This window comes from Corynebacterium jeikeium, from assembly GCF_028609885.1.
In the GTDB taxonomy this organism is placed as follows: Bacteria; Actinomycetota; Actinomycetes; order Mycobacteriales; family Mycobacteriaceae; genus Corynebacterium; species Corynebacterium jeikeium.
Genome location: NZ_CP063195.1, coordinates 1,321,340 through 1,346,983, shown reverse-complemented (window position 1 = coordinate 1,346,983; position 25,644 = coordinate 1,321,340). Strand labels below are relative to the sequence as shown.

The window sequence follows — 25,644 nt, the reverse complement described above, 5'->3', positions numbered from 1 at the left end:
TGAATAGATAGTGGCACATAAAGATTCTGTGGACGTCGCACTAATTGGTGCGGGTGTTATCTCCACCACCCTGTCCGTCATGCTGAAGCAGCTGCAGCCGGACTGGAGCCAGGTGATCATCGAGCGTCTGGACACCCCTGGTGCGGAATCCTCCGACCCGTGGAACAACGCTGGTACCGGCCACTCCGCACTGTGTGAGCTGAACTACACCCCTGAGGTCAACGGCAAGATCGACATCTCCAAGGCCGTCGGTGTGAACGAGAAGTTCCAGGTCTCCCGCCAGTTCTGGAGCTACCTGGTCGAGCAGAACGTGCTGGGCGACCCGTCCGAGTTCATCAACAAGGTTCCGCACGTCTCCTTCGCACAGGGCATGGACCAGGTGGATTACCTAAAGGCCCGCTACGAGGCGCTGAAGGACCACCCGCTGTTCCCGAACATGCAGTACAGCGACTCCGACGAGAAGTTCGCCGAGTTCCTGCCGCTGATGGCCCGTGGCCGCGACTTCAACAACCCGGTTGCGATCTCCTGGTTCGATGAAGGCACCGACATCAACTATGGCGCGCTGACCCGCCAGTACCTGGACGCCGTCACCGCTCAGGGCGTCGAGGTTCGCTTCGGCAACGAGGTCAAGAACATCAACCGCGACGGTTCTAAGTGGAAGATCACCACGAAGAACCTGCACACTGGCGACACCTCCATGGTCACCGCGAACTTCGTATTCATAGGCGCCGGCGGCATGGCTCTGCCGCTGCTGCAGAAGGCTGGCATCCCGGAGATTAAGGGTTACGGTGGCTTCCCAGTGTCTGGCCAGTGGCTGCGCTGCACCAACCCAGAGCTGGTGGAACAGCACCAGGCCAAGGTCTACGGTAAGGCATCTGTCGGTGCCCCGCCGATGTCTGTGCCGCACCTGGACACCCGTGTGATCGACGGCAAGAAGGGTCTACTGTTCGGCCCGTACGCCGGATGGACCCCGAAGTTCCTGAAGAAGGGTAGCTACCTGGATCTGTTTAAGTCCCTCCGTGTGGGCAACCTCCCGTCCTACCTGGGCGTGGGTGTACAGGAGATGGGCCTGACCAAGTACCTGATCGAGGAGGTGCTGAAGGACCAGGCAGCCCGCGTGGAATCCCTGCGTGAGTACATGCCGGAGGCACGTGCCGAGGATTGGGAACTGGTCACCGCCGGCCAGCGCGTGCAGGTCATCAAGCCGATCGGCGCGCCGAAGTTCGGCTCTCTGGAGTTCGGCACCGCCCTGATCAACTCCAATGACGGCTCCATCGCCGGCCTGATGGGCGCTTCCCCGGGCGCTTCCATTGCTCCGTCCGCAATGCTGGAGGTGCTGGAGCGCTGCTTCGGCAACCGCATCGCCGACTGGGCACCGAAGCTGCGGGAGATGATTCCTTCCTACGGCACCCGCCTGTCCAAGGATGCCAACCTGTTCAACGAGCAGTGGGATCGTTCCCAGAAGGCCCTGAAGCTGGTCTAAGTACCGCAGTAGGTCGTGAACTCGGCTTCCTCGCGCGGCACCGCCGCATGGAGGCCGAGTTTTTCGTATTTATCGTCCCATTCGAACGGGCTGCGAAGCGCCTCCAGAGCTAGCGTGTAGCGGCTAAGGTCACCAGCCTCGGCCTGTTCAAGCGCCGCCTGCATGCCGTGGTTGCGGGGCAGGTAGATGGGGTTGCGCGGTTGAGGGTGCTGCGCCGTCCAGCGCTCGGTCCATTCTGCGGCGCCCGGGGTGTGCTCCAAGCCCTGGGGGATTTCGCCCGGGGTCAAGTTAGCCAATAACGCGCAGTAGTCAGGAGCCGCGACCTGCAGCAGGTCTAGCAACTGTTCGGCGCAATTGGGGGCTCCCAGCGCGGCCGCCATCTGCTCGTCCCACGCCGCGGCATATTGCAGTTGGAAGCGCTGCAGGCGCTCTGTAAATTTTTTGACGCCCTCATCCACCAGCGGCACAAGAGCCTCAGCTAGGCGTGCAAGGTTCCACATCATGACGGCGGGCTGCTGGGCGTAAGCGTAGCGACCGCGGGTATCGATCGAGCTGTACACCGTGTCGGTGGCGAAGTAATCCATGAAGGCACACGGGCCGAAGTCGATGGTCTCCCCTGAAATTGCGATGTTGTCAGTGTTCATCACACCGTGGATAAAGCCGAAGCGCATCCAGGATGCGACAAGTTGGGCTTGGCGGGAGACGGTGGCGTCAAAAAGATCGAGCGGCGACGAGGCATCCGGGAAGTGGCGGGCGAGTGTGTAATCGACGAGGCGTTCGGTGACCTGTGGACCCATGAGCGCGGCGTATTGGAAGGTGCCGATGCGAATATGGGAACTGGCGACGCGCACACCAACCGCGCCCGGGTGGAAGTGGTTTCGCCGCACGGTGCGGCCGGTGGAAAGGACCGCCAGCGAGCGGGCGGTGGGGATACCCAGGGCGTGAAGGGACTCGGCGAAGGCGTACTCTTTGAGGGCGGAATCAAGGGGATAATGACCGTCGCCTTGACGGGAAAAGGGGGTACGACCAGAGCCCTTGGCGTGGATGTCCCATACCTTGCCCTGGGGATCCGTGTGCTCGGATAGCAACAGTGCGCGGCCGTCGCCCATGCGTGGGTTGAATTGGCCGAATTGGTGGCCGGCGTAGCCGAGTGCATGGCCTCCGTTCTGGCCGGTGAGGAAGGCGATTCCCTCAGGGCTGCGAAGCCACTGCGGATCCAGGCCAAGCTCGGCGGCGAGGGACTCGTTGAGCACGAGAATTTGCGGTTCTGGGAAGGCCTCCCCGGTGCAGGGGAGAGCGAGTTCCGGGAACTGTTCGGCGAACGTATTCATAGTGCTGCCCATTGTAGGGGTAGGCTGAATTGCCATGAGTGACACAGGGAAAGTGGTGCTGATCGGCGGCGGGCCGGGGGCATGGGACCTGATTACGGTGCGTGGAATGCGCGCGTTGCAGGCGGCCGACGTGATCCTGACCGACCACCTGGGCCCCGCTAGCGAGTTGGACAAGCTGTGCGACGTGGAGACCAAGGAAGTTATCGACGTGGCTAAGCTGCCATACTCCAGGCAGGTCAGCCAGGAAAAGACCAACGAGCTGCTGGTGGAGCACGCTCGGGCAGGAAAGACCGTTGCCCGGCTCAAGGGCGGGGACCCGTTCGTGTTCGGACGTGGTTTCGAGGAGGTGCAGGCCTGCGCTGCAGCGGGCGTGGCTTGCGAGGTGATCCCGGGCGTCACTAGTGCCGTAAGCGTGCCCGCGGCCATAGGCGTACCTGTGACCCAGCGGGGTGTGGTGCATGCGTTTACCGTAGTCTCTGGCCACGTAGCGCCGGATCATTCGAGCAGCCTGGTGGACTGGCGCGCGCTGGCGGCCTCGGGGGCCACACTGTGCGTGATCATGGGTGTGCGGAACGTCGGCGCGATCGCCGCGGAGCTGCAGGCTGGGGGATTGGCCGCAGACACGCCGGCTGCCGTGATTCAGGAGGGCACCACTGACCAGCAGCGAGGATTCCGCTGTACTCTGGCCACTCTGGCCGAAACCTTTGAATCCAACGCGATCGGCTCGCCGGCGGTGTACGTGATCGGCGAGGTTGCGGGCCTCTAGACGACGAGAGTGAGTTCCGTGGAGTCTTGCTCCACGGTGAAACCGGCCGCGCGCGCGATATCGGCAACTTCGGCGGCATTGGTGCCGTTGGGATCCTGAGCCAGCGCGCGGGCAAGCAAGCCCTTGTAATGCTTGTTGAAGTGGCTGACGACCTTGCGACTGCCATCGGGCCGCACGGATTCAACCCGCACAGTTACCGCAGTCTTCAGCTTGCCGAGCTGCTGGTATGCCCCGGAACGCAAGTCCACCACCAGGCCGTGCTCCTGTTCTGCTTGTTGCAGTGCTTCGGTGATGGCGGAACCCCAGCGCTTCTTCATGGTGGTTCCGGGGGTGAGCTTGGTGCCGCCCGAAAGCCGGTAGTGGGGGATCGGATCCCCACCCATGACCAGGCCATACAGTGCTGAGCCGATGGCTAGGTGAGGCGTGGTGGCGTCAGAAAGAGAAGACGCATCGAGCGCGTCGTAGAGCACGCCAGTGTAACGGTGAAGGGCTGGCATCGTCGGGGCAGTGCGCAGCAGCTGGTTAGCTTCGACCTCGCCGTACTGCTTGTTGGATAGGCCCAGGACCTGCATTGCTGCCTCCGGATCCTCGGTGCACAGGGCGACCAGATCGCGGGTGATTTCCTCGCGGATGGGGTCGAGTTCCGGGAAGTGCAGCGGTTCTCCGGCGGGCAGCGAGCCACCGGGCGCCTTGGTTTCGGACGGAGGAAGCACAATCAGCATTCCCACAGACTAGCTAAAACCCCTACCAAACGACACAAGTTAAAAGGGGGAAAGGTAAAGTCATGATTCATGATTACTCGGATGTCACAACTATTCTTGCGCACCCTGCGTGACGACCCCGCAGACGCAGAGGTGCCCAGCCATAAGCTGCTGGTACGCGCGGGATACATCCGCCGCGTGGCCCCCGGCGTGTACTCATGGCTACCACTTGGCCTGCGGGTTCTACGCAATATCGAAGCGGTCGTACGTGAAGAGATGAACGCAATCGGCGCGCAGGAAATTTCCTTCCCCGCGCTGCTGCCGCGTGAGCCCTACGATACGACCGGTCGCTGGGTCGAGTACGGTGACGCGCTGTTCCGTCTGAAGGATCGCAAGAACGCAGATTACCTGCTGGGGCCGACGCACGAGGAGATGTTCACCTCGGTTGTGAAGTCCGAGTACAACTCCTATAAGGATTTCCCCGTAATCCTGTACCAGGTGCAGACGAAGTACCGCGACGAGGAGCGCCCGCGCGCCGGCATCCTGCGTGGCCGCGAGTTCATCATGAAGGATTCCTACTCCTTCAACATGGACGACGAGGGGCTGGAAGAGTCCTACCAGCTGCACCGCAAGGCCTACCAGAACATTTTTGACCGTCTGGGCATCAAGTACGCAATCTGCTCTGCGACCTCTGGCGCTATGGGCGGCTCCGCATCCGAGGAGTTCCTGGCCGTTGCGGCTAACGGCGAGGATACGTTCGTGCGCTCCACCGAGAGCGACTACGCCGCGAATGTCGAGGCGGTAGTAACGCAGGTACCGCCGGCTCAGCCGATCGAAGGCCAGCCGGAGGCGAAGGAGTACGAAACCCCGGATAGTGAAACCATCGAAGCGCTGGTGGAATGGGCCAACAGCGAGGGCATCACTATCGACGGCCGTGCCGTGGAAGCCGCGGACACGCTGAAGTGCATCGTGATCAAGGTCAACGACCCGACGTTGGATGAGGAAGGCAAGCCGCGGGGCGAGTCCCTGGCCGGCGTTCTGGTTCCGGGTAACCGTGAGGTGGACATGAAGCGCCTCGAGGCATCTATGGAGCCCGCGCAGGTGGAGCTGGCCGACGAGGCGGACTTCAAGAAGAACCCCTTCCTGGTGAAGGGCTACGTAGGACCAAAGGGACTGGCTGCGAACGGCGTGCGCGTGCTGGCCGATCCGCGCGTAGTGGACGGAACTTCCTGGATCACCGGTGCGGATGCAAAGAACCGCCACGTAGTGGGGCTGGTGGCAGGCCGCGACTTCACTCCGGACGGCTTCGTGGAGGCCGCCGAGGTGCTGGAAGGCGACCCGTCGCCGGACGGCAAGGGCACCCTGGCGCTAGCCCGAGGCATCGAGATCGGCCACATCTTCCAGCTGGGCCGCAAGTACACCGAAGCCTTCGACGTGAAGATCCTGGACGAGTCCGGCAAGCGCTCCGTGCCGACGATGGGCTCCTACGGCGTGGGGGTTTCCCGACTAGTGGGCGTGATCGCCGAGCAGATGTTGGACGATTCCGGGCTGCGCTGGCCGGCATCCGTGGCTCCCTTCGACGTGCACGTTGTGATCGCCAATAAGGACGCAGCCGCGGGTGAGGCCGCAGTGGAGTTGGTGGAGACGCTGTCCAACGATGGGCTGGAGGTCCTCTTCGACGACCGCCCTAAGGTTTCTCCCGGAGTGAAGTTCAAGGATTCCGAACTGCTGGGCATGCCCCTGGTGGTTGTTGTTGGCCGCGGGTTCGCCGACGGCAAGGTAGAGCTGCGCAACCGCCTGACCGGTGAGACCTACGAGGTCGACTACACGGACGCACTGCCGGAGGCTAAGCGGGCTCTCCGCGGAGAGGCACGTCCTTAGGGTCTTTGCTCTGGAGCCGCTCTAGGGCGGCTTCAGCCCAGGCATTGGCCTCTACCCAGCTGGCAGCGTAGCCGACGGCCTGTTCGTTGGTAGCTAGCTCCGTGATGCGGCGAAGCTGGGTGGTGATGGGAAGCAGAGTGGGGTGGAAGTACTCTGCGGCGTTTTGTTTCGCATCGGCTTCGCCCTGTGTGTAACCGGGCTCCGGGGTGGGGGTCTCCGAGCCTAGCTCTTCCAAGACGTCAGTTGTAAGGTTGCGGAGCACACGCAACTGATTGGCCGTGGACTGGATTTGCGAATGTACTTGGACCTCGGGGTTCTTGGCCAGCGCGACGCCCGAGGCGTAGATCGCGCCGTAAGTAAGCGTCAACAAAGTACGAAACTCTGCTGCCACATCGACATCCGGGTTAGAAAAGCCGTCGACGACCTCAGCGCTGACCTCGGTGGGGTGGTTAGGACGCTCGTTGTCGCCGGCGGCCTTGTAGGCGGCGAATAGCCCGGCGATGAGGGACGCCTGTGCTCCCAGCTCGCTTGTGAGGGCGCGATCGTAGGCCTTGTCCAGGGAAACAGCTTTCCTGGGCGCGTTCTTGGTCTCGGAAATTTTTTCTTGGCAGCCTTGGGGCGCGTTGCCCTCGCTATCGGTGCCGCACTGGCGCAGGGTTTCCTCCGTGACCAGGTCGTACTGCTTGCTGAGGAACCCGGACCACTTCTTCGCCCGCTTGGCCTGAAAATTTTTCTGAGCACTGCGCAGTGCCGCTGCGAGCTCGATGAGCTGCTCATTGGCCTGCGGCTCCTCGCCGAAGTCACAGGCGGAAATCGTCAGGCTGGCGCCGAGGAGCGTGCCAACCCCCAGGAAATGGCGGCGAGTGAGGAGCGGGCGAGAGCTGGTCATATTCATCAAGACTAGAAGTCTACTAGAAGGCCGGTGCTGCTAGACTGCATGGTCATGGCATTTCCAAACAAGGAGCAGCTCGAAGATTCGCTGCGGGGATTGGTAAACGAATTTGGGCTTCTGATTGAGGGCATCAAGATCACGAAGGCCGGAGCGAAGTCGGCGATCAGGATCGCAGTGGATACAGCCGACCCCCGTGCCGAGCGCCCGGATCTGGACCAGTTGGAAGAATTGAGTCGCGAGGTATCTAAACACTTGGATGACGCCGAAGCATCAGGGGAGATGAGCTTCGGAGCTGGATACACCCTGGAGCTGACGACACCTGGCGTCGACTTCCCTCTCGTGGAGCAACGGCACTGGGTGCGCAACATCGGGCGCCTCGTGCGGTTGGCCGACGGGGTGGAGCGCATCGCGCAGGTAGAAGGCGAAGATGTCGTTTTGATCACACCAGATAAGAAACAGCCCAGCGTTCGCCGGGTGCGATTCGCAGATGTAGCTGGTGCGGTGGTAGAAGTGGAATTCTCACAGGCACCCGCCGCCGAAGCCGATCTTGTCGGATTGGCTATTGACGCCTACGGGTTGCCCGGTGCAGAAGATCAACAGGATAGTCCGGCTGAAGACTAGGAGTAACAAGTGAATATTGATATGGCCGCACTGCGTGCAGTCGAAAAGCAGGAGTCGGTGGATTTCGACGACCTGCTGGAGGGGGTTAAGCGCGGGCTGCGCGAGGCGTACCGGGCGAAGAGCCACTTCACCGGTCCGGTCGATGTGGACATCGACCCGATTAGCGGCGAAGTGACTATCTACCAGGTGGAAAAGGACGAAGAGGGAAACGTCACCGGACGCATCGACGACACTCCAAAAAATTTCGGACGCGACGGCGCATTGGCTGTGCGCGAAGCCATCCGCTTCCGCATCAAATCCGCTCGCGTGCAGAACCGCTACGACGAGTATGCAGAGCTGCGCTACCGCGTGGTCTCCGGTGTGGTTTCCGCCGACGCCCGTGCCAACGAGCGTGGCGTGACCATCGTGCACCTGGGTACTGAGGCGAACGGCCAAGACGGGCAGATTCTGCCCGCCGAGCACATTCCCGGCGAAGAGCTGGAGCACGGCATGCGTGTGAAGGCTTTCGTTACGGACGTGATCAACAATGCCAACCGCATGGTGCAGATCAACCTGTCCCGCACGCACCCGGAGCTGGTGAAGGGACTATTTGCCCTGGAGGTTCCGGAGGTCGCCGACGGCTCCGTGGAAATCGTTTCCGTCGCACGCGAAGCTGGACACCGCACCAAAATCGCCGTGCGCTCGACGGTCAAGGGGCTAAACGCCAAGGGTGCCTGCATTGGGCCGCGCGGCCAGCGAGTCTCCAACATCATGCAGGAACTGGGCGGGGAGAAGATCGACATCATCGACTACTCCGACGATCCGGCGACGTTTGTCGGCAATGCACTGTCGCCCTCGAAGGTCGTCAGTGTGAAGGTCACCGACCCGGAGATGCAAATCGCCCGCGCTGTCGTACCTGACTATCAGCTGAGCCTCGCTATCGGCCGTGAGGGACAGAACGCTCGTCTGGCTGCGCGCCTGACCGGGTGGAAGATCGACATTCGCTCGGAGACGGACGCTGCGGCGGAGGACACGCCCAGTTAACTGTTTTAGGGGCCGGCGCGATACACTGGATCAGTGGTATCCCGTGAATGTCCCACGAGCAAGCACATTCCGCTGAGGACGTGCATTGCAACGAAGCAGGTGATGGGAATAGATCAGCTGTTGCGTTGCGTTGTGCGGAAAAGTGCGGAAGACGCCGAGGGTGGGTTCCAGGTTGTCCCCGATCCGGGTCGGAAACTTCCCGGGCGAGGCGCATGGATCACACCCACAGTGGAGGCATGGGAAATCGCCGTTAAGCGCAGGGCCTTTGGCCGTGCGTTGAGGGTATCCGCCAGCGTGGATGCAGACCCTGTACGTGAATACATCGTCACACTGCCAGTGACAGTGACAAGTAAAGACGAGGAAGTTACGTCGACATGAAGAACAACCAACCCTGATGAGCACGCGATGAAGCAGCATCAGCGATGAGTATCTACAAGTACGGGAGTCGTAAGTAGCCCGGCTGCAGGCACACCTGCACGCTAAAGCGCACTACGGCTCCGCAAACATGAAGGAGAGTAGTGGCCGGAAAGCTACGCGTACACGAGTTGGCCAAGGAACTCGGAGTGACGAGCAAGGAGTTGCTCGCCACCCTGAAGGAACAGGGCGAGTTCGTTAAGACCGCTTCTTCGACGGTGCAGCCGCCCGTCGTGAAGAAGATGAAGAAGCACTATGGGGTGGGCGAAGAGTCCGCCAAGGAAAGTGCAACTACCCCGAGTCCTGCAGCAAAGCCGGGGCCGAAGCCTGCTGCCAAGGCGGCTCCGAAGGCTGCTGCGAAGCCGGGGCCAAAGCCGGGCCCCAAGCCGGGGCCGCAGCCAGTGAAGAACACTAACCCGGTTGCGGGAGCTGGCACCCGCCCTACCTCCACTGTGAAGCCGGGGGAGAAGCCTGCCCCGAAGCCGGGAGCTAAGCCTGCTCCGAAGACTGCTGCAAAGCCCACCCCGAAGCCGGGTGCAAAGCCAGGGCCGAAGCCGGGTGGTGCCAAGCCGGGTGCAAAGCCGGGCCCGAAGCCGGGTGGTCGCGCACCGCGTGTGGCCAATAACCCGTTCTCCTCTGGTGCCCCTGCCGAGCGCCCTGCACCGCGTCCGCGCGGTGGGCAGGCAGGCCCGGGCGACATGCCACGACCGGGCAGCCGTCCGGGTGGTGCTAAGAAGGCCGGCCCGAAGCCGGGCGGAGCTAAGCAGGGCGGTGGCCGTCGTCCGTCGCCGGCCATGATGCCAAGCCACCCGAACCCGGCTCAGATGCCATCGAAGTCCGACAACTTCGGTGGTGGCCGTGGTCGCGGTGGACGTCACGGTGGCCCCGGCGGTCCAGGTGGTCCCGGTGGTCCGGGAGGCCCGCGCGGTGGTCGCGGTGGGCGTCGTGGCGGCACCGCAGGTGCATTCGGTCGTCCAGGTGGCGCACCGCGCAAGGGACGCAAGTCGAAGCGTCAGAAGCGTAACGAGTACGAGGCAATGCAGGCGCCGAGCGTCGTTGGCGGCGTGAAGCTGCCTAACGGCAAGGGCGCGAAGATTCGTCTCGCTCGTGGTGCATCCCTGATGGACTTTGCTGAGAAGATTAAGGCGGATGCGGCAGCTTTGGTCCAGGCACTCTTCAACCTGGGCGAGATGGTGACCGCTACCCAGTCGGTATCTGACGAAACCTTGATGCTGCTCGGTGAAGAAATGGATTACAAGGTCGAGGTCGTCTCCCCAGAGGACGAGGATCGCGAGCTGCTGGAGTCCTTCGACCTGCAGTTTGGTGAGGACGAGGGCGAGGACGAAGACCTGGCCCAGCGCCCGCCGGTGGTTACCGTCATGGGTCACGTCGACCACGGTAAGACCCGCCTGCTGGATACGATCCGTAAGGCCAACGTCGGTTCCGGCGAGGCTGGCGGCATCACCCAGCACATCGGTGCCTACCAGGTGTCCGTGAGCATGGAAGGCGAAGACCGCCTGGTTACCTTCCTGGATACCCCGGGTCACGAGGCGTTCACTGCTATGCGTGCTCGCGGTGCAAAGTCCACCGATATTGCGATTCTGGTGGTCGCTGCGGATGACGGCGTGATGCCGCAGACCGTGGAAGCGATTAACCACGCTAAGGCCGCCGACATTCCGGTCGTGGTCGCGGTGAACAAGATCGATAAGGAAGGCGCTCAGCCGGACAAGATCCGTGGCCAGCTGACCGAGTACGGCCTCATTCCGGAGGAATACGGCGGTGAGACGATGTTTGTGGACATCTCTGCTAAGCAGGGCACCAACATCGACCAGCTGCTGGAGTCTGTTCTGCTGACGGCTGATGCTTCGCTGGATCTGCGCGCTAACCCGGACATGGACGCCCAGGGTGTGGCCATCGAGGCACACCTCGACCGTGGCCGTGGCCCAGTTGCCACGATCATCGTGCAGCGCGGTACCCTGCGCATCGGTGACTCCATCGTCGTTGGTGACGCCTACGGCCGCGTGCGTCGCATGATCGACGAACACGGTAACGACGTTCAGGAGGCTGGCCCGTCCCGTCCGGTCCAGGTGCTCGGCCTAACCAGCGTGTCCGGTGCCGGCGATAACCTGCTGGTTGTCGACGAAGACCGCACCGCCCGTCAGATCGCGGACCGCCGTGACGCTCGCCGTCGCAACGCGCTGGCTGCACGCAGCCGCAAGCGCGTCTCCCTGGAGGATCTGGATTCGGTGTTGAAGGAAACCAACACTCTGAACCTGATCTTGAAGGGCGACAACGCCGGTACGGTCGAGGCGCTGGAAGACGCGCTGCTGAAGATCGAGGTCGACGACGAGGTGGATCTGAACATCATCGACCGTGGTGTCGGTGCTGTGACGGAGACCAATGTCAACCTGGCCGCCGCCTCCGACGCGGTGATCATCGGCTTCAACGTCCGTGCAGAGGGCAAGGCCACTGAAGTGGCCAACGCCGAGGGTGTGGATATCCGCTACTACTCGATCATCTACAAGGCGATCGAGGAGGTAGAGGCAGCGTTGAAGGGCATGCTGAAGCCCATCTACGAGGAGAAGCAGATCGGTACGGCGGAGATTCGCCAGATTTTCAAGGCTTCCTCTGTGGGTCTCATTGCAGGTTGCATGGTGGAGACCGGCAAGGTCCGCCGCAACGCCCAGGCGCGCCTCGTCCGCGACGGCAACGTCGTGGCGGAGAAGACGACGATCGAGTCGCTGCGCCGCGAGAAGGACGACGTCACCGAGGTCTCCGCTGGCTACGAGTGCGGTATGGTGCTGTCGTACCCTGACATTCAGGTCGACGACATCATCGAAGTCTTCGAGCTGGTCGAGGTGCCGCGCACCTAAAAGCCGCGCACCTCGAAAACTGGAACTGTTTAGTGGCCTAGGTCTTGAGAAGGAGAAGTTAATGGTTGATCACGCGCGTGCTGCGCGCATGGCTAAGCGCATTCAGCAGATTGTTGCCACGGCCATCGAGCGGCAGATTAAGGACCCGCGCCTGGAGTTCGTGACCATCACGGACGCGCGCGTTACCGGCGACCTCCACGACGCGACGGTGTTTTACACCGTGCGTGGCAAGACCGTGGACGCAGAGCCGGATACCGCTACGGCGGAGGCGGCGCTGGCCAAGGCTACGGGACAGTTGCGCAAGATCGTCGGCGATCAGCTGAGCGTGCGCTTCACTCCGACCTTGAGCTTTAGCTTGGATACGGTTCCGGAGGCCTCTGCGCACTTCGAGGAGCTGCTAGCCCGGGCGAAGGCTCAGGACGAGGCACTGCGCGCTCAGTCTGCGGGTGCCCGCCCGGCAGGCGACGAGGATCCGTACAAGCCGTAGTGACTGCCAACGCTTCTTCCGGCCAGGCCGATGCCCGCAATATTTTGGGGCTGGCCTGGCCGGCTCTTGTTGTATTGGCGGCCACCCCGCTGTACCTGTTGTTCGACACGGCGGTCGTGGGGCGTCTGGGGGCGACGGATCTGGCCGCGTTGGCTGCGGGCGCGACGGTGTTGGGCACTGTCACTACCCAGCTGACATTCCTTTCTTATGGCACGACTGCCCGCGCCGCGCGTCACTATGGCGCCGGCCGCCGTTCCGATGCGATCTACGAGGGAGTGCAGGCGACGTGGGTTGCCCTGGCCGTGGGCGCGTTGTTGGCTGGCGTTGTTTTCGCCTTCGCCCCGGTGATCATGGGCTTCTTTTCTAATGACGCCACCGTCGTCTCCGAAGCCACGAAGTGGATGCGGGTGACGTGCGCGTCGATTATTCCGGCGCTGTGCACCATGGCGGGGAATGGCTGGCTCCGGGGAATGTCTAATACGAAGCTGCCGCTGTGGTTCACGCTGGCCGGGGTGATCCCGATGGCAGCAATGGTGCCTTTAGCCGTGCGTCGATATGGGCTGGTCGGCTCGGCATATGCCAACGTGCTGGGGGAAGTCATCATTGCCGCTTGCTTCATCGGGGCACTAGTGGTCTATTGGCGCGGGGAGGGGGACGGCAAGTCCCTGGCCCCGAACTGGGCGGTAATCAAGTCTCAGCTGGTGATGGGGCGGGACCTGATCCTACGCAGCCTGAGCTTCCAGGTTGCTTTCATTTCTGCAGCCGCGGTGGCTGGTCGTATGGGGCCGGCTCCGCTGGCTGCCCATCAGGTGTTGCTGCAGCTGTGGAACTTCCTGACTTTGGTGCTGGATTCCGTGGCTATTGCCGCCCAGGCGCTAGTAGGCGCGGCACTGGGCGCAGGCTCGGCTGCGACGGCCCGCAAGGTCGGCGTCTCCGTGTTGCGCTTCTCCGTTGCTGCCAGCCTGGTGCTTGCTGCTGGGCTAGCAGCGGGCGCCAACGTTATCCCGCGCATCTTTACGGCTGATGCCGATGTGCTGGCCACGATCGGCGGTCCGTGGTGGCTGTTGGTGTTGTTGGTGCTGGCTGGCGGTATCGTGTTTGCCCTGGACGGGGTACTGCTCGGGGCGGCAGATGCAGCCTTTTTGCGTACCGCCACCATTGTTTCGGTACTGGCCGGTTTTATTCCGTTGGTGTGGCTTTCCTGGATCTTTGGCTGGGGTTTGGTTGGCATCTGGTGGGGCCTTTTCAGCTTTATTTTGATCCGTTTGGCTTTCGTCACCTGGCGCTTCGCTGGTGATAAGTGGATTAACTAGTGTTAAGCTTGTTAATCGTTGTGACTTGATTGAAAAGAGGGGGAAGCGCCCGATGACCCGAACCCTATGGGCCGTCAGCGACCTACACGTGCGCGCCCCCGGCAATCTGGATCTGGTTCGCGAGCACGTTAAGCCTACGAACCCCGCCGACTGGCTCATTGTGGCCGGGGACATCGCAGAGGATCTGCCTACCATCGAGCGGACCCTGGGGCTGCTGCAGAGCCGCTTCGCTCAGGTTATCTACACCCCCGGCAACCACGAGATTTATAGCCGCAGCAGCGATGCGATCCACGGCCGAGCTAAATACGATGCCGTTATCGCGTCTGCCCAGCGCCTCGGAGTACTTACCCCGGAGGATCCCTTCCCGATGTTCGCGGGCCACACCGTGGTGCCGCTGTTTACTCTTTACGATCACTCGTGGCGCGACCCGACTATGACGCCCACCGCAGCGCTGGCGGCAGCCCGTGATAAAGGCATTGTCCTCATGGATGACCTGGCAATTGCGCCGTATGAGGACGTGATTTTGTGGTGCCGAGAACGGCTGCGTTATTCGGTGCGCCGCCTGGCGTCTGTGGAGGGACCGACCATTCTGGTGAACCACTGGCCGCTGGCGAGGGAAGCGATGGCTAACGTCCGGCACCAGGAGATCGGCCTGTGGTCGGGAACGCGGCACACGCAGGAATGGCCCCAGCGTTATCGGGCGGAAACGGTGGTCTATGGGCATTTGCACATTCCGGTACAATTCTCGCTCGGCAATGTAACGCACACGGAGGTCTCACTCGGTTATCCGAGGGAGAGGAAGGTTAGCCTTCCACCCCGCTTGGAAACGAAATTGTGGCCCTACCCAGTACTCGTCGAGGAGGTGACAGCATGAGACACGACGTAACACTCGCAACGGCGCCAGGAGATCTGGCCATTGTAGAATCTTTCGGCTCCCAGCAGCCCACCATTCCGCGCGGATTGCTGCCCCAGGGTACGGCCTGCGCAGAATTGCATAGCATACAAGGGGACCTGACCCAGTTTTATACCCTCTCGGCGGAGGAACAGGCGCTGGTAGATGGGGCAGTGGACAGGCGCAAGGCCGACTTTGGCGACTCACGCTGGTGTGCGCACCAGGCTCTGAAGAACTTCAGGGACGCACACTCGCCGATTCTGCGCGGGCCGCGCGGCATGCCGCTGTTTCCACAGGGAATTTCCGGATCCCTAACTCACACCGAGGGCTTCCGCGCGGCATTGCTTGCTCCATCCGACCGTTGGGCGTCGGTGGGCATCGACGTAGAGGTGGCTCGCCCGTTGCCGGAGGGCGTGTTTAATTCGATCGCCAGGTTGGGCGAGCAGCGCCGCATCCACAAGGCGATGCGCTCCGAAGATCTGCAGCTGCTGGATACCGTGCTGTTCAGTGCGAAAGAAGCCACGTACAAGACCTGGTTCCCGTTGACGCACCGTTTCCTGGACTTCGATCAGGCGGACATCGACTTGCGCCCCGACGGTACGTTCACCTCTTACTTGTTGGCGCGCCCGGTTCCGGTTCCGTTCATCCAGGGGCGCTGGACGATACGCAACGGCTACGTGATCACCGCCGCGGCCGTTCCGGCGCGTTAGTCCATACCTGCTGGGCGGGCGACGAACACGCTGGAAGCTCGTTTGCCCTTTTCTTCGACCAGTGCGATGGCCTGCCCAGATGGAGTGACCGCGGCGCGTACCCCCTTGTTGCCGACGGGTTTCAGCCATTTGCCCAGGGATAGGTCAACGCCCTCCGATTCGCTGATCTCGCGAGTATCGAAACAACGCACCATAGCCTCGTCCAGATTGAGGGTCAGGCTTGGATCCTCCTCGAGCTGCTCCAACGTCCGTGCTTCGGAGACGTCGAAAGGGCCTACCGAGGTACGGCGGAGCTGTGTCAGGTGACCTCCCACGCCCAAAGCCTCGCCGACGTCCCGGGCAATCGCCCGGATATATGTACCGCTGGAGCAGTGCACGGAAATGCGGGCGTCGATGCAAGAGGTGGCGTCATCAACAACAACATCGAGCACCTCCAACGAAAAGATCGTGACGGGACGCTCGGGCAACACTACGTCGTGGCCCTCCCGGACAAGCTCGTGGGCGCGCTTGCCGTCAATCTTGATGGAAGAAACCGAGGTCGGGCGTTGCATGATGTCGCCCCGCTGCGCAGCGAAGGCCTCGCGGACCTGCTGTTCGGTGAGCGCCTGCAGGTCTTGGGGAGAGGCGGTGGAAAGCACGTCGCCCTGTGCATCATCGGTGTGGGTGGCGACCCCTAAACGGACGGTTGCCTCATAGCGCTTGTCGTGAGTGACGACGTGGGCCAGGAACTTTGTTCCTCTTTCGACGCCCACAACTAGCAACCCAGTGGCCATTGGATCGAGGGTTCCGGAATGGCCGATTCGGCGCGTTCCCATGATCCGGCGAAGTTTAGCCACCATGTCGTGCGACGTGGGGCCGGAGGGCTTATCTACGAGGACGACCCCGGAACGGCTCAGGACGGAACGGGCACTGCGTTGGTTCATACCCACAGCCTATCGACTAGCATGCAACGTGTGAGTATCTGGTACGGACTGGACAGAATCCCTGAACACCTGGCAGCCGGTGGCACCGTTGTGACCATCGGCGTGTTCGACGGCGTGCACCGCGGGCACCAACAGCTACTACAGCGTGCGGTGGAGTTGGCGCGCGAACGGGGAGTTCCGAGCGTGATGTTCACCTTCGACCCGCACCCGACCGTTGTGTTTAAGCCAGATGCGGTGCCACCGTTGCTATCGAGTGTGCGTCGCCGCGCGGAATTAGCGCACGAGTACGGCATTGATCACGTGGTCGTCGTCTCGTTCACCAAGCAAATCGCCAGCTGGTCGCCGGAGGAATATGTCGACCAGGTGCTGGTGAAGATGCTGAACGCCAAGGCCGTGGTGGTGGGGGATAACTTCACCTTCGGCCACAAGGCGGCGGGCACGCCCGAGACCCTGCGCGAACTGGGCGCTGCTCGAGGCATGCGGGTGGACGTGCTGGAACTGCTGGAGGACGGCGACCACGTGGTCTGCTCTACGTGGATCCGCCAGGCCCTGGCCGAAGGCAACGTAGACGGCGCTAATGAGGCGCTAGGGAGGCACTTCCGGGTGGCCGGGGAGGTGACCCACGGTGCCGGCCGCGGCGGTAGGGCGCTGGGGTTCCCCACGGCCAACCTGTACTTCGCCGAGAAGTTCGCGTTGCCCGCCGACGGTGTTTACGCCGGCTATGTGACGATTCTGCCGGGGCACGGAATTTCCACTGGTGCGACTATCGGCACCATGCCGGTGGGCGAGCGGCTGCCGGCTGCGATCTCCGTCGGCACTAACCCCACCTTCGGCCACGAACCGCGCAGTGTGGAGAGCTTCATCCTGGACCACGATGCCGACCTATACGGCCTGGACATTGCGGTGGAGTTCGTACACCACCTGCGGGGAATGGAGACGTACAACTCCCTAGACGAGTTGATCGAGGCCATTGGCCGGGACGTCACCGATACCCGCAAGGCGCTGGGATAAGCGTTTTGGGAACTGGTGTCTGGGCGTGGTAGACTCCCCAGGTCTAGCGACTGTGGTCTGCGGTAGTCGCTGGTTAAACCTTTCGCGCGGACTGAAATAACTATCAAGGAGATTCATCCATGGCACTGTCCAAGGAACAGAAGACCGAGACTCTCAAGGAGTTCGGCCTGCACGAGACCGACACGGGCTCCCCGGAAGCTCAGATCGCACTGCTGACCGTTCGCATCCGTCAGCTGACCGAGCACCTGAAGTACCACAAGCACGACCACCACTCCCGCCGTGGCCTGCTGCTGCTGGTTGGTCGCCGCAAGGGCCTGCTGAAGTACCTGGCTGAGAACAACGTTGACCGCTACCGCTCCCTGATTGAGCGCCTGGGTCTGCGTCGCTAAAGCTTTAAGACAAACGCCCGCCACCTCGCAAAGTACGAGGTGGCGGGCGTTTGTGCTATTTCGTGCTAGTGTTGAGCCCGGTTAAAACCTAAAAGCCAATCAGATAGTTAAAGAAGAATTCCACGTCGGTGGCGTCGGCACCGAAGACCAGACGAACAGACAACCGTCGTGGAGTGCAACGCAAGGTAACGCAGAAAGGCGATTGCGAAACCCCATTATGAGTACGAAGAAGCAGAACATCCAAGCAGAGCTCGTTGACCCAGATGCCGGTGTGTGGGAAGTAGAGGCCACCATTGATAACGGTGACTTCGGCACCCGCAGCATCCGCTTTGAAACCGGGCTGTTGGCCCGCCAGGCCGATGGGGCAGTGACGGCCTACCTGGACGAGGACACGATGCTGCTGTCCACCACCGCCGCCTCCCGCCAGCCGCGCGAGGGCATCGATTTCTTCCCGCTGACCGTGGACGTGGAAGAGCGCATGTACTCCGTCGGTCGCATTCCAGGCAGCTTCTTCCGCCGCGAGGGTCGCCCGGGCACGGATGCGATCCTGGCCGCCCGCCTGATCGACCGTCCGCTGCGTCCCACCTTCGTGCGCGGCCTGCGCAACGAGGTGCAGGTCATCGTGACCGTGCTGTCGATGGATCCGAAGGATCGCTACGACGTGCTGGCCATCAACGGTGCTTCCGCCTCCACCCAGCTGTCCGGCCTGCCGGTTTCCGGCCCGGTGGGTGGCGTGCGCATGGCGCTGGTTGTCGATTCCGACCACCCGGAGGGCCAGTGGGTTGCATTCCCGACGCGCGAGCAGGAAGAGAAGGCCATCTTCGAGTTGGTCGTAGCCGGTCGCGTGACCGAGCCCGTGAAGCCTGCCCGTGGCCGTGGACGCGGGCGCGGCAAGGGTGCAGGCAGCAGCGAGCCGAACGTTGCGGTCATGATGGTCGAAGCTGGAGCCACCGATAACGTCGTCGAGCGCATCGCCGAGGGCGCACCGGCACCGACCGAAGAGGTTGTGGCGCAGGGTATCGAGGCCGCTAAGCCGTTCATTGCCACGCTCTGTGAGGCGCAGAACGCTCTGGCCAAGGCTGTGGACGCCGAAACCCGCGAATTTGAGCTGTTCCCGCCCTATGGCGAGGACGTTTTCGCCTCTGTCCAGGCGGAAGCGCTGGATGCGTTGGAAGACATCATGGCCATTGCTGACAAGCAGGAGCGCGACGAGGCTCTGGCTGCGAACATGCAGGCTAACGTTGATGAATTGCTGCCGGAGTTCCCGGAGCGCGAGGCGGAGATCCGTGCGGCTCACAACGAGGTCACCAAGGCAGTGGTGCGTCGCCGCATCCTAGAGGATGGCTTCCGCATCGATGGCCGCGACAGCACCACGATCCGCGACCTGGGCATCGTTGTCCAACTGATCCCGCGAGCTCACGGTTCCGCCCTGTTTGAGCGTGGCGAGACCCAGATCCTGGGCGTAACCACGCTGGATATGCTGAAGATGGAGCAGCAGATTGACTCGCTGGGTCCGGAGACCTCGAAGCGCTACATTCACCACTACAACTTCCCGCCGTACTCCACTGGCGAGACCGGCCGCGTGGGCTCCCCGAAGCGTCGCGAAATTGGTCACGGTGCGCTGGCGGAGCGCGCACTGACGCCCGTCATTCCCAGCCGCGATGACTTCCCTTACACCATCCGCCAGGTCTCCGAAGCTCTGAGCTCCAACGGCTCGACCTCCATGGGTTCCGTGTGCGCCTCGACCCTGAGCCTGTACAACGCCGGTGTACCGCTGAAGGCGCCGGTGGCGGGTATTGCCATGGGCCTGGTGACTGGAAAGGTTGGCAAGGCCGGCAAGGACAAGTACGTCACCCTGACCGACATTCTGGGCGCCGAGGATGCCTTTGGCGACATGGACTTTAAGGTTGCGGGTACTCCCGACTTCGTGACGGCCCTGCAGCTGGACACCAAGCTGGACGGCATTCCTTCCGACGTGTTGGCGGAGGCGCTGCAGCAGGCACGTACTGCTCGCCTGGAGATCCTGCAGCTGATGGAAGAGGCCATCGACTCTCCGGACGATATGAGTGACCTGGCCCCACACATCACCAGTATCAATATCCCGCAGAACAAGATCGGTGAGGTCATTGGCCCGAAGGGCAAGACCATCAACCAGATCACCGAGGAGACCGGCGCAAATATCACCATCGAGGATGATGGCACGGTGTTCATCTCCGCCGTTGGCGGCGAGTCTGCACGCGAGGCAGAGGAGAAAATTAACGCCATCGCCAACCCGCAGCAGCCGAAGGTGGGCGACCGCTTCCTGGGCACGGTGGTGAAGACCACCGCGTTCGGTGCATTCGTTTCCCTGCTGCCGGGTCGTGATGGCCTGATCCACATCTCCAACCTGGGTGGCGATCGCCGCATCGAGCGGGTTGAGGACGAGGTTTCGGTGGGCGACAAGCTCGAGGTGGAGATCGCGGACATCGATAACCGCGGGAAGATCTCCCTGGTCCTGGTCGAAGACAACTAGCCGCTAGCTATTTACGAGCTACTTTAAGGAGACATTGATCTATGACTCGCATTGGTGTTTTGGGCGCCCGCGGGCGCGTGGGCAGCGCCGTTGTAGCCGCCGTTGAGGCCGACGCTAACCACGAGCTGGTGGTCGCTATCGACCACGGTGACGACCTGCAGGCGTTGGTGGATAACAAGGCTGAGGTCGTGGTGGACTTCACCGTTCCGGATGCAGTTATGGGCAACCTGGAATTTTGCATCAACAACGGCATTCACGCCGTCGTAGGTACAACCGGCTGGACGGAAGAGCGTTTCGAGACTGTTCGCGGTTGGCTGCAGGAATCTCCGAATACTGGTGTGCTGGTCGCCCCGAACTTCGCCATCTCCGCGGTACTGACCATGAAGTTTGCGGAAATCGCAGCGCCCTTCTTCGAATCCGCCGAGGTCGTGGAGCTGCATCACCCGAACAAAGTGGATGCTCCTTCGGGTACTGCGGTGCACACCGCGGAAGGCATCGCGCGTGCTCGTAAGGCCGCCGGTCTACCCGAGCAGCCTGACGCCACCGCGCAGTCGCTGGACGGGGCGCGTGGCGCTGACGTACAGGGAGTGCCGGTGCACGCTGTGCGCATGACCGGCATGGTTGCCCACGAGCAGGTTATTTTCGGTACCAAGGGTCAGACTCTGACCCTGAAGCAGGATTCCTACGACCGTGAGTCTTTCGTGCCGGGAATCATGATCGGAGTGGAGAAGATTGCCGAGAACCCGGGCCTGACCATCGGTTTGGAGAAGTTCCTGGGGCTAGACGGTGATGCCAACGGCAATTCTGACGGCGGTGCTAAGGCCTAGTTCATGGCTACAGTTGCACCTCTACAGATCGACCTGGTGGGTCACACTGCCTTCGATTCAGTGCCGGACCTAGACTGGCAAACCGACGCGGAAGATAGCGCCGCTTTGGTCGAGTTCGCGGGCAGGGCTTGCTACGAAACGTGGGATAAGCCCAACCCGCATACCGCGACGAATGCGGCCTACATCCGCCACATCATGGACGTTGGCCACACCACGCTGCTGGAGCATGCCAGCGCCTCGATGTACTTGCGCGGCGTGTCCCGTTCGTGCAGCCACGAGATCATGCGTCATCGGCATTTCAGCTTCAGCCAGCTATCGCAGCGGTATGTGCCCGCCGACGAGGCACGGGTCGTGGTGCCCGAAGCGGTAGCCGGCAACGAGGACTTGAAGAAGCTGTTTCTGCAGGCAGCGGATGTGGCCTACGACGCTTATCGAGAGATCCTTGATGGCCTGGGCGAGGACTTCGCCGAGGAACCGAACGCTGTGCTGCGTACAAAGCAGGCACGACAGGCGGCGCGGGCAGTGTTGCCGAACTGTATCGAAACCCGCTTCGTTATGAGCGGTAACTTCCGTAGCTGGCGGCACTTCATTGCTATGCGTGCGGCCGAGCACGCGGATCCGGAGATCCGGCGGATCGCCGTCGCGTGCTTGCGCGAGCTGCAGAAAGTAGCGCCGAACGTGTTCGAGGACTTTTCGATCACGCAGTTGCACGACGGCGGAGAGATGGCGACGAGCCCATACGTCGGTGAATCTTAGGACGATCGGGCCTCGAAAGCCGTTAACTACAACCCGCCGAAATTAACACCAAATACGTGAGTTTCTCGCGAAGGAAGGTAGTCTGGGAAGTCATGAGTACAGGTAACGCAGCAACAAGGGGATCCGCGCACTTCGGAACTATCTCTCTTGCGATGGTGACCCCCTTCAAGAAGGATGGCTCCATCGACTTGGACGCGGGTGTGGCACTTGCTGGCCACTTCGTGGATGAGGGCTGCGATTCTTTGGTCTTGGCCGGAACTACCGGAGAATCACCCACCACGGGTGCGACCGAGAAACTTGACCTGCTCAGAGCAGTACGATCCGAGCTCGGCGACAGCGTGAAGCTCATCGCCGGAAGCGGGTCTTATGACACAGCTGTCACCGTAGAAATGTCTCGCGCATCGCAGGAGGCGGGGGCTGACTCTCTGCTGGTTGTGACTCCTTACTACTCTCGTCCCAGCCAAGAGGGTATCTACCAGCACTTCACGACTGTTGCGGACGCGGTGGATATTCCAGTGTGCGTCTATGACATCCCCTCTCGTTCCGTAGTCCCGGTGGAGCCAGAAACCCTGCACCGACTGGCCGATCATCCACAGATCGCAGCCGTCAAGGATGCAAAGGGAGACCTGGCCGCAGGCATGGAGCTGATTGAGAATACTGACCTGGCTTGGTACTCGGGCGATGACCCGTTGAACCTGCCTTGGTTGGCCGCAGGTGCCACCGGCTTTATCTCTGTGATTGGCCATGTAGCAACGCGACAGCTCAAGCAGCTGAGGGATGCGTTTGACGCAGGCGACATCGCCACCGCTCGTAGCATCGCAGTGCAACTGCAGCCGCTGCAGAAGGCACAGGCCCGCCTCGGAGGCGTGACATTCGCGAAGGCAGCACTAAAGCTAAAGGGGAAGGACGTGGGTGCACCGCGTCTTCCCATTATCGAACCAACCGCCGCTGAGATGGATCAGTTGGCTCAAGACCTGCAAGCAGCAGGGGTATAGGGAAAATATGACTGAACAACGTTCCCGAGGCCGCAAGGTTACTCGGAAGGCCGCTCCGCCGAGCGCTGAAGCGGAAGCACAATCGGATAACACCGCTGTCTCTAACGCTGAGGCTGCAACGGTTTTCAACGACGGTGGCGTCGCTAAGAACAACAACGACAACAACTCCGGCGGCAATGAAAAAAACGGTGGAGGAAACCGAAACCGCAACCGTCGCTCCCGTGGTCGTGGCCGTGGCAACGGTAACAATGGCGGCAACAACAGCAACAACGGTGGCAACCGCAACAACAACGGAGGCGGAAAGGGCCGCGGCCGGGGTCGCGGTGGCGACCGTCGCAAGGGCGCACTGAAGGCCATGCAGGGCGCGGACCTGACGCAGCGCCTGCCGAAGCCGCCGAAGCAGCCGAAGGGCAGCCTGCGCATTGTCGCGCTTGGCGGTATCTCCGAAATCGGCCGCAACATGACGGTCTTCGAATACGAAGGCCGTCTGCTGATCATCGACTGTGGCGTGCTGTTCCCGAGCTCCGGTGAGCCGGGCGTGGATCTGATCCTGCCGGATTTCAGCTACCTGGAGGACAAGTGGGACCGCGTGGAAGCGCTGGTCATCACCCACGGTCACGAAGATCACATCGGCGCTATCCCGTGGCTGCTGAAGCAGCGTGCGGATATTCCAATCATCGCGTCCCGCTTTACCTGTGCGCTGATCTCTGCAAAGACTCAGGAGCACCGCCAGCGTCCGAAGCTGATCGAGGTCGACGAGAACTCCCATGAGAGCCGCGGCCCGTTCGACCTGCGCTTCTTTGCAGTGAACCACTCCATCCCGGACTGCCTGGGCATTGCCCTGAAGACCGGCGCTGGCCTGCTGGTTCACACTGGCGACATCAAGTTGGATCAGACCCCGCTGGACGGCCGACCGACGGATCTGCCGGCACTGTCCCGCTTCGGTGACGAGGGCGTGGATCTGTTCCTGTGTGACTCAACCAACGCGACCACTCCGGGCGTCTCTGGCTCTGAAGCGGAGATTGCGCCGACACTGAAGCGCCTGGTGCGCGACGCGAAGCAGCGCGTCATTATCGCCTCCTTCGCATCGAACGTCTCCCGTGTGCAGTCGGCCGTGGACGCCGCCGTGGCGGCCAACCGCAAGGTTGCCTTCAACGGCCGTTCCATGATCCGCAACATGGAGATCGCCGAGCGCATGGGCTACCTAAACGTCCCTCGCGGCACCATCGTCTCGATGGACGAGGCCTCCAAGATGGCTCCGCACAAGGTCGTGTTGATTACCACGGGTACCCAGGGCGAGCCGATGGCGGCACTGTCGCGTATGGCCCGTCGTGAGCACCGTCAGATCACCGTCCGCGACGGCGACCTGATTATCCTGTCCTCCTCCCTGGTTCCGGGTAACGAGGAAGCAGTGTTCGGCGTGATTAATATGCTGTCTCAGATCGGTGCGACCGTGATCACTGGCCGTGACGCCAAGGTGCACACCTCTGGCCACGGCTACTCCGGCGAGCTGCTGTTCCTCTACAACGCCGCCCGTCCGCGCAACGCGATGCCGGTACACGGCGAGTGGCGCCACCTTCGCGCCAACAAGGAGCTGGCGATCAGCACCGGCGTGAACCCGAACAACATTCCGCTGGCGCAGAACGGCGTGGTTGTCGACCTGCACAATGGCCACGCGAAGGTGGTTGGCCAGATTACCGTCGGAAACCTGTACGTCGACGGCACCCGCATGGGCGATATCGACAGTGGGGTTCTGGAAGACCGCACCACCATGTCTGAGGGTGGCCTGATTTCCATCACCACCGTCATCGACAACCGCACCGGTCGTCCGCTGGAGGTTCCGAGTGTGCAGGCCAAGGGCTTCTCCGATGACGCCCGCGACATGCTCAAGGAAATCCAGGAGAAGGTCGACAACATCATGATCGACCTGGCCGGCGAGGGCGAGAACGATCCCTACCGCATGGCTCAGGCTATCCGTCGCAAGGTGGGCAAGCTGATCTCCGACAAGTGGAACCGCAAGCCGATGATCGTGCCGACTGTCGTACCGATGAGCTCTGAGATTGTCGAGGAACTCGAGGAAGACGAATCGCGCGAATCCGTATAGCCTAAGGTTTCGCTACGCTGGGGTGGCATGGAACACAACATGAACACCTCCCAAGCAGAACGCGAAGCCCTGGCGAACCTACTGGAGCAGTCCAGTCCCACCGCACCCACGTTGTGCGCGGGCTGGACTGCTCGCGATTTGGCGGTCCACCTTGTTATCCGCGAATACCGTCCGGATGCCGCCGCGGGCATGTTCTTCAAGGGTTTGGCCAATCGTCTGGATTCCGTCAGCCACGACTACGAGTCCAAGCCGTACACAGAGCTGGTGGAGATGTACCGCAATGGCCCGCCGACGTGGAACCCGCTGCGCCTGGCGGACAAGTACGCCAACCTAGCCGAAAACTTCGTCCACCACGAGGATCTGCGCCGTGGGGGAGGGGACTATGCTCCCCGCGACCTTCCGCAATCTGCGCGGGATGATCTGTGGAAGGCAGTAGGGAAGATGGCAAAATTCTTCCTGCGTTCCTCGACCATTCACGTGGTGTTGGAGCGGACCGACGCCTCCGCGCCGACGGTGGTTCGTGCGGGTGCCGATAGTATCGACGAGGTACGGGTAAGCGGTGAGGCCGGGGAGATGCTGCTGTGGCTTTATGGCCGTGATAGCGCTGTGGACGTTGTTATGACTCCTGCGGATGAGGACACGACCGCGCGCATTAAGCGTCACGTGTTTTAGAGATCTTCTTCCGCCAAATCTGAGCATCTTTTTAGAACAAAGCGCGTGTTGCTCATGTGACTACTGTG

At 61.9% G+C, this 25,644-nt stretch carries 23 protein-coding genes; 19 read left to right on the top strand and 4 right to left on the bottom strand.

Annotated elements, in window-relative coordinates; genetic code table 11:
* Nucleotides 1-10 precede the first annotated feature (10 nt).
* Nucleotides 11-1,483: a malate dehydrogenase (quinone) gene (mqo, locus tag CJEIK_RS05970; protein ID WP_011273686.1), complete on the top strand. Its 1,473-nt coding sequence runs from the start codon at nt 11-13 to the stop codon at nt 1,481-1,483.
* Here the strand turns inward: mqo and CJEIK_RS05965 are convergent.
* A complete protein-coding gene (locus CJEIK_RS05965) occupies nt 1,480-2,850 on the bottom strand; it encodes a protein adenylyltransferase SelO family protein (RefSeq protein ID WP_005295211.1) in 1,371 nt (456 codons plus the stop codon). The genes mqo and CJEIK_RS05965 overlap by 4 nt on opposite strands.
* Here CJEIK_RS05965 and cobA point away from each other — a divergent pair.
* Entirely contained in the window at nt 2,849-3,580 is a 732-nt protein-coding gene (cobA, locus tag CJEIK_RS05960) for a uroporphyrinogen-III C-methyltransferase (protein ID WP_005295208.1), read from the top strand. The two genes, CJEIK_RS05965 and cobA, sit on opposite strands and share 2 nt — an antisense overlap.
* Here the strand turns inward: cobA and yaaA are convergent.
* Nucleotides 3,577-4,302: a peroxide stress protein YaaA gene (gene yaaA, locus CJEIK_RS05955; RefSeq protein WP_005295205.1), complete on the bottom strand. Its 726-nt coding sequence runs from the start codon at nt 4,300-4,302 to the stop codon at nt 3,577-3,579. The genes cobA and yaaA overlap by 4 nt on opposite strands.
* Nucleotides 4,303-4,371: 69 nt before the next feature.
* On the opposite strand from yaaA, the gene CJEIK_RS05950 reads away from it, so the two are divergent.
* Complete coding sequence (locus CJEIK_RS05950) at nt 4,372-6,162, top strand: proline--tRNA ligase (RefSeq protein WP_005295203.1); 1,791 nt, start codon at nt 4,372-4,374, stop codon at nt 6,160-6,162.
* Here CJEIK_RS05950 and CJEIK_RS05945 read toward each other — a convergent pair.
* Nucleotides 6,128-7,051, bottom strand: coding sequence for a hypothetical protein (locus tag CJEIK_RS05945; protein ID WP_248623861.1), 924 nt, complete (start codon nt 7,049-7,051; stop codon nt 6,128-6,130). The two genes, CJEIK_RS05950 and CJEIK_RS05945, sit on opposite strands and share 35 nt — an antisense overlap.
* 48 nt (nt 7,052-7,099) lie before the next feature.
* Between CJEIK_RS05945 and rimP the strand changes: the two genes are divergently transcribed.
* The 8 genes from rimP to CJEIK_RS05905 all read left to right on the top strand — a co-directional run bounded on the left by rimP (nt 7,100) and on the right by CJEIK_RS05905 (nt 15,387).
* Nucleotides 7,100-7,675, top strand: coding sequence for a ribosome maturation factor RimP (gene rimP / locus CJEIK_RS05940; RefSeq protein ID WP_005295196.1), 576 nt, complete (start codon nt 7,100-7,102; stop codon nt 7,673-7,675).
* Nucleotides 7,676-7,684: 9 nt separating this feature from the next.
* On the top strand, nt 7,685-8,698 hold the full coding sequence (gene nusA, locus CJEIK_RS05935) for a transcription termination factor NusA (protein WP_077536111.1): 1,014 nt from the start codon (nt 7,685-7,687) through the stop codon (nt 8,696-8,698).
* 33 nt (nt 8,699-8,731) lie between these two features.
* Entirely contained in the window at nt 8,732-9,076 is a 345-nt protein-coding gene (locus tag CJEIK_RS05930) for a YlxR family protein (RefSeq protein ID WP_077536109.1), read from the top strand.
* 140 nt (nt 9,077-9,216) lie between these two features.
* The gene (gene infB, locus CJEIK_RS05925; RefSeq protein ID WP_077536107.1) at nt 9,217-11,985 is read left to right on the top strand and encodes a translation initiation factor IF-2; all 2,769 of its coding nucleotides are present in this window, start codon (nt 9,217-9,219) and stop codon (nt 11,983-11,985) included.
* 61 nt (nt 11,986-12,046) lie between these two features.
* Complete coding sequence (gene rbfA, locus CJEIK_RS05920; protein ID WP_005295180.1) at nt 12,047-12,472, top strand: 30S ribosome-binding factor RbfA; 426 nt, start codon at nt 12,047-12,049, stop codon at nt 12,470-12,472.
* Nucleotides 12,472-13,785 carry an MATE family efflux transporter gene (locus CJEIK_RS05915; protein ID WP_005295177.1) on the top strand — a complete coding sequence of 438 codons (1,314 nt, stop codon included), beginning with the start codon at nt 12,472-12,474 and terminating at the stop codon, nt 13,783-13,785. The genes rbfA and CJEIK_RS05915 overlap by 1 nt, the downstream gene beginning before the upstream one ends.
* A 52-nt stretch (nt 13,786-13,837) precedes the next feature.
* Entirely contained in the window at nt 13,838-14,659 is an 822-nt protein-coding gene (locus CJEIK_RS05910; RefSeq protein WP_005295174.1) for a metallophosphoesterase family protein, read from the top strand.
* On the top strand, nt 14,656-15,387 hold the full coding sequence (locus tag CJEIK_RS05905) for a 4'-phosphopantetheinyl transferase family protein (protein ID WP_005295171.1): 732 nt from the start codon (nt 14,656-14,658) through the stop codon (nt 15,385-15,387). Before CJEIK_RS05910 ends, CJEIK_RS05905 begins: the two co-directional genes overlap by 4 nt.
* Here CJEIK_RS05905 and truB read toward each other — a convergent pair.
* Entirely contained in the window at nt 15,384-16,310 is a 927-nt protein-coding gene (truB, locus tag CJEIK_RS05900; RefSeq protein WP_011273678.1) for a tRNA pseudouridine(55) synthase TruB, read from the bottom strand. The two genes, CJEIK_RS05905 and truB, sit on opposite strands and share 4 nt — an antisense overlap.
* Nucleotides 16,311-16,340: 30 nt before the next feature.
* Here truB and CJEIK_RS05895 point away from each other — a divergent pair, with 30 nt between their 5' ends.
* The 8 genes from CJEIK_RS05895 (at nt 16,341) to CJEIK_RS05860 (ending at nt 25,576) form a co-directional block, all read left to right on the top strand.
* The gene (locus CJEIK_RS05895) at nt 16,341-17,321 is read left to right on the top strand and encodes a bifunctional riboflavin kinase/FAD synthetase (RefSeq protein ID WP_011273677.1); all 981 of its coding nucleotides are present in this window, start codon (nt 16,341-16,343) and stop codon (nt 17,319-17,321) included.
* Between the two features lie 119 nt (nt 17,322-17,440).
* Nucleotides 17,441-17,710 (top strand): 30S ribosomal protein S15, encoded by a 270-nt coding sequence (gene rpsO / locus CJEIK_RS05890; RefSeq protein ID WP_005295163.1) that lies wholly within the window; start codon nt 17,441-17,443, stop codon nt 17,708-17,710.
* 217 nt (nt 17,711-17,927) lie between these two features.
* Nucleotides 17,928-20,222: a polyribonucleotide nucleotidyltransferase gene (locus CJEIK_RS05885; protein WP_005295161.1), complete on the top strand. Its 2,295-nt coding sequence runs from the start codon at nt 17,928-17,930 to the stop codon at nt 20,220-20,222.
* A gap of 41 nt (nt 20,223-20,263) precedes the next feature.
* Entirely contained in the window at nt 20,264-21,049 is a 786-nt protein-coding gene (gene dapB, locus CJEIK_RS05880; protein ID WP_005295159.1) for a 4-hydroxy-tetrahydrodipicolinate reductase, read from the top strand.
* A gap of 3 nt (nt 21,050-21,052) precedes the next feature.
* Complete coding sequence (thyX, locus tag CJEIK_RS05875) at nt 21,053-21,805, top strand: FAD-dependent thymidylate synthase (RefSeq protein WP_005295157.1); 753 nt, start codon at nt 21,053-21,055, stop codon at nt 21,803-21,805.
* A gap of 92 nt (nt 21,806-21,897) precedes the next feature.
* Nucleotides 21,898-22,800, top strand: a complete 903-nt coding sequence (gene dapA / locus CJEIK_RS05870) for a 4-hydroxy-tetrahydrodipicolinate synthase (RefSeq protein ID WP_011273672.1) — start codon at nt 21,898-21,900, stop codon at nt 22,798-22,800.
* A gap of 7 nt (nt 22,801-22,807) precedes the next feature.
* Nucleotides 22,808-24,904 (top strand): ribonuclease J, encoded by a 2,097-nt coding sequence (locus CJEIK_RS05865; protein ID WP_034964967.1) that lies wholly within the window; start codon nt 22,808-22,810, stop codon nt 24,902-24,904.
* A 27-nt stretch (nt 24,905-24,931) separates the two neighbouring features.
* Nucleotides 24,932-25,576, top strand: coding sequence for a TIGR03085 family metal-binding protein (locus CJEIK_RS05860; protein WP_005295142.1), 645 nt, complete (start codon nt 24,932-24,934; stop codon nt 25,574-25,576).
* Nucleotides 25,577-25,644 lie beyond the last annotated feature (68 nt).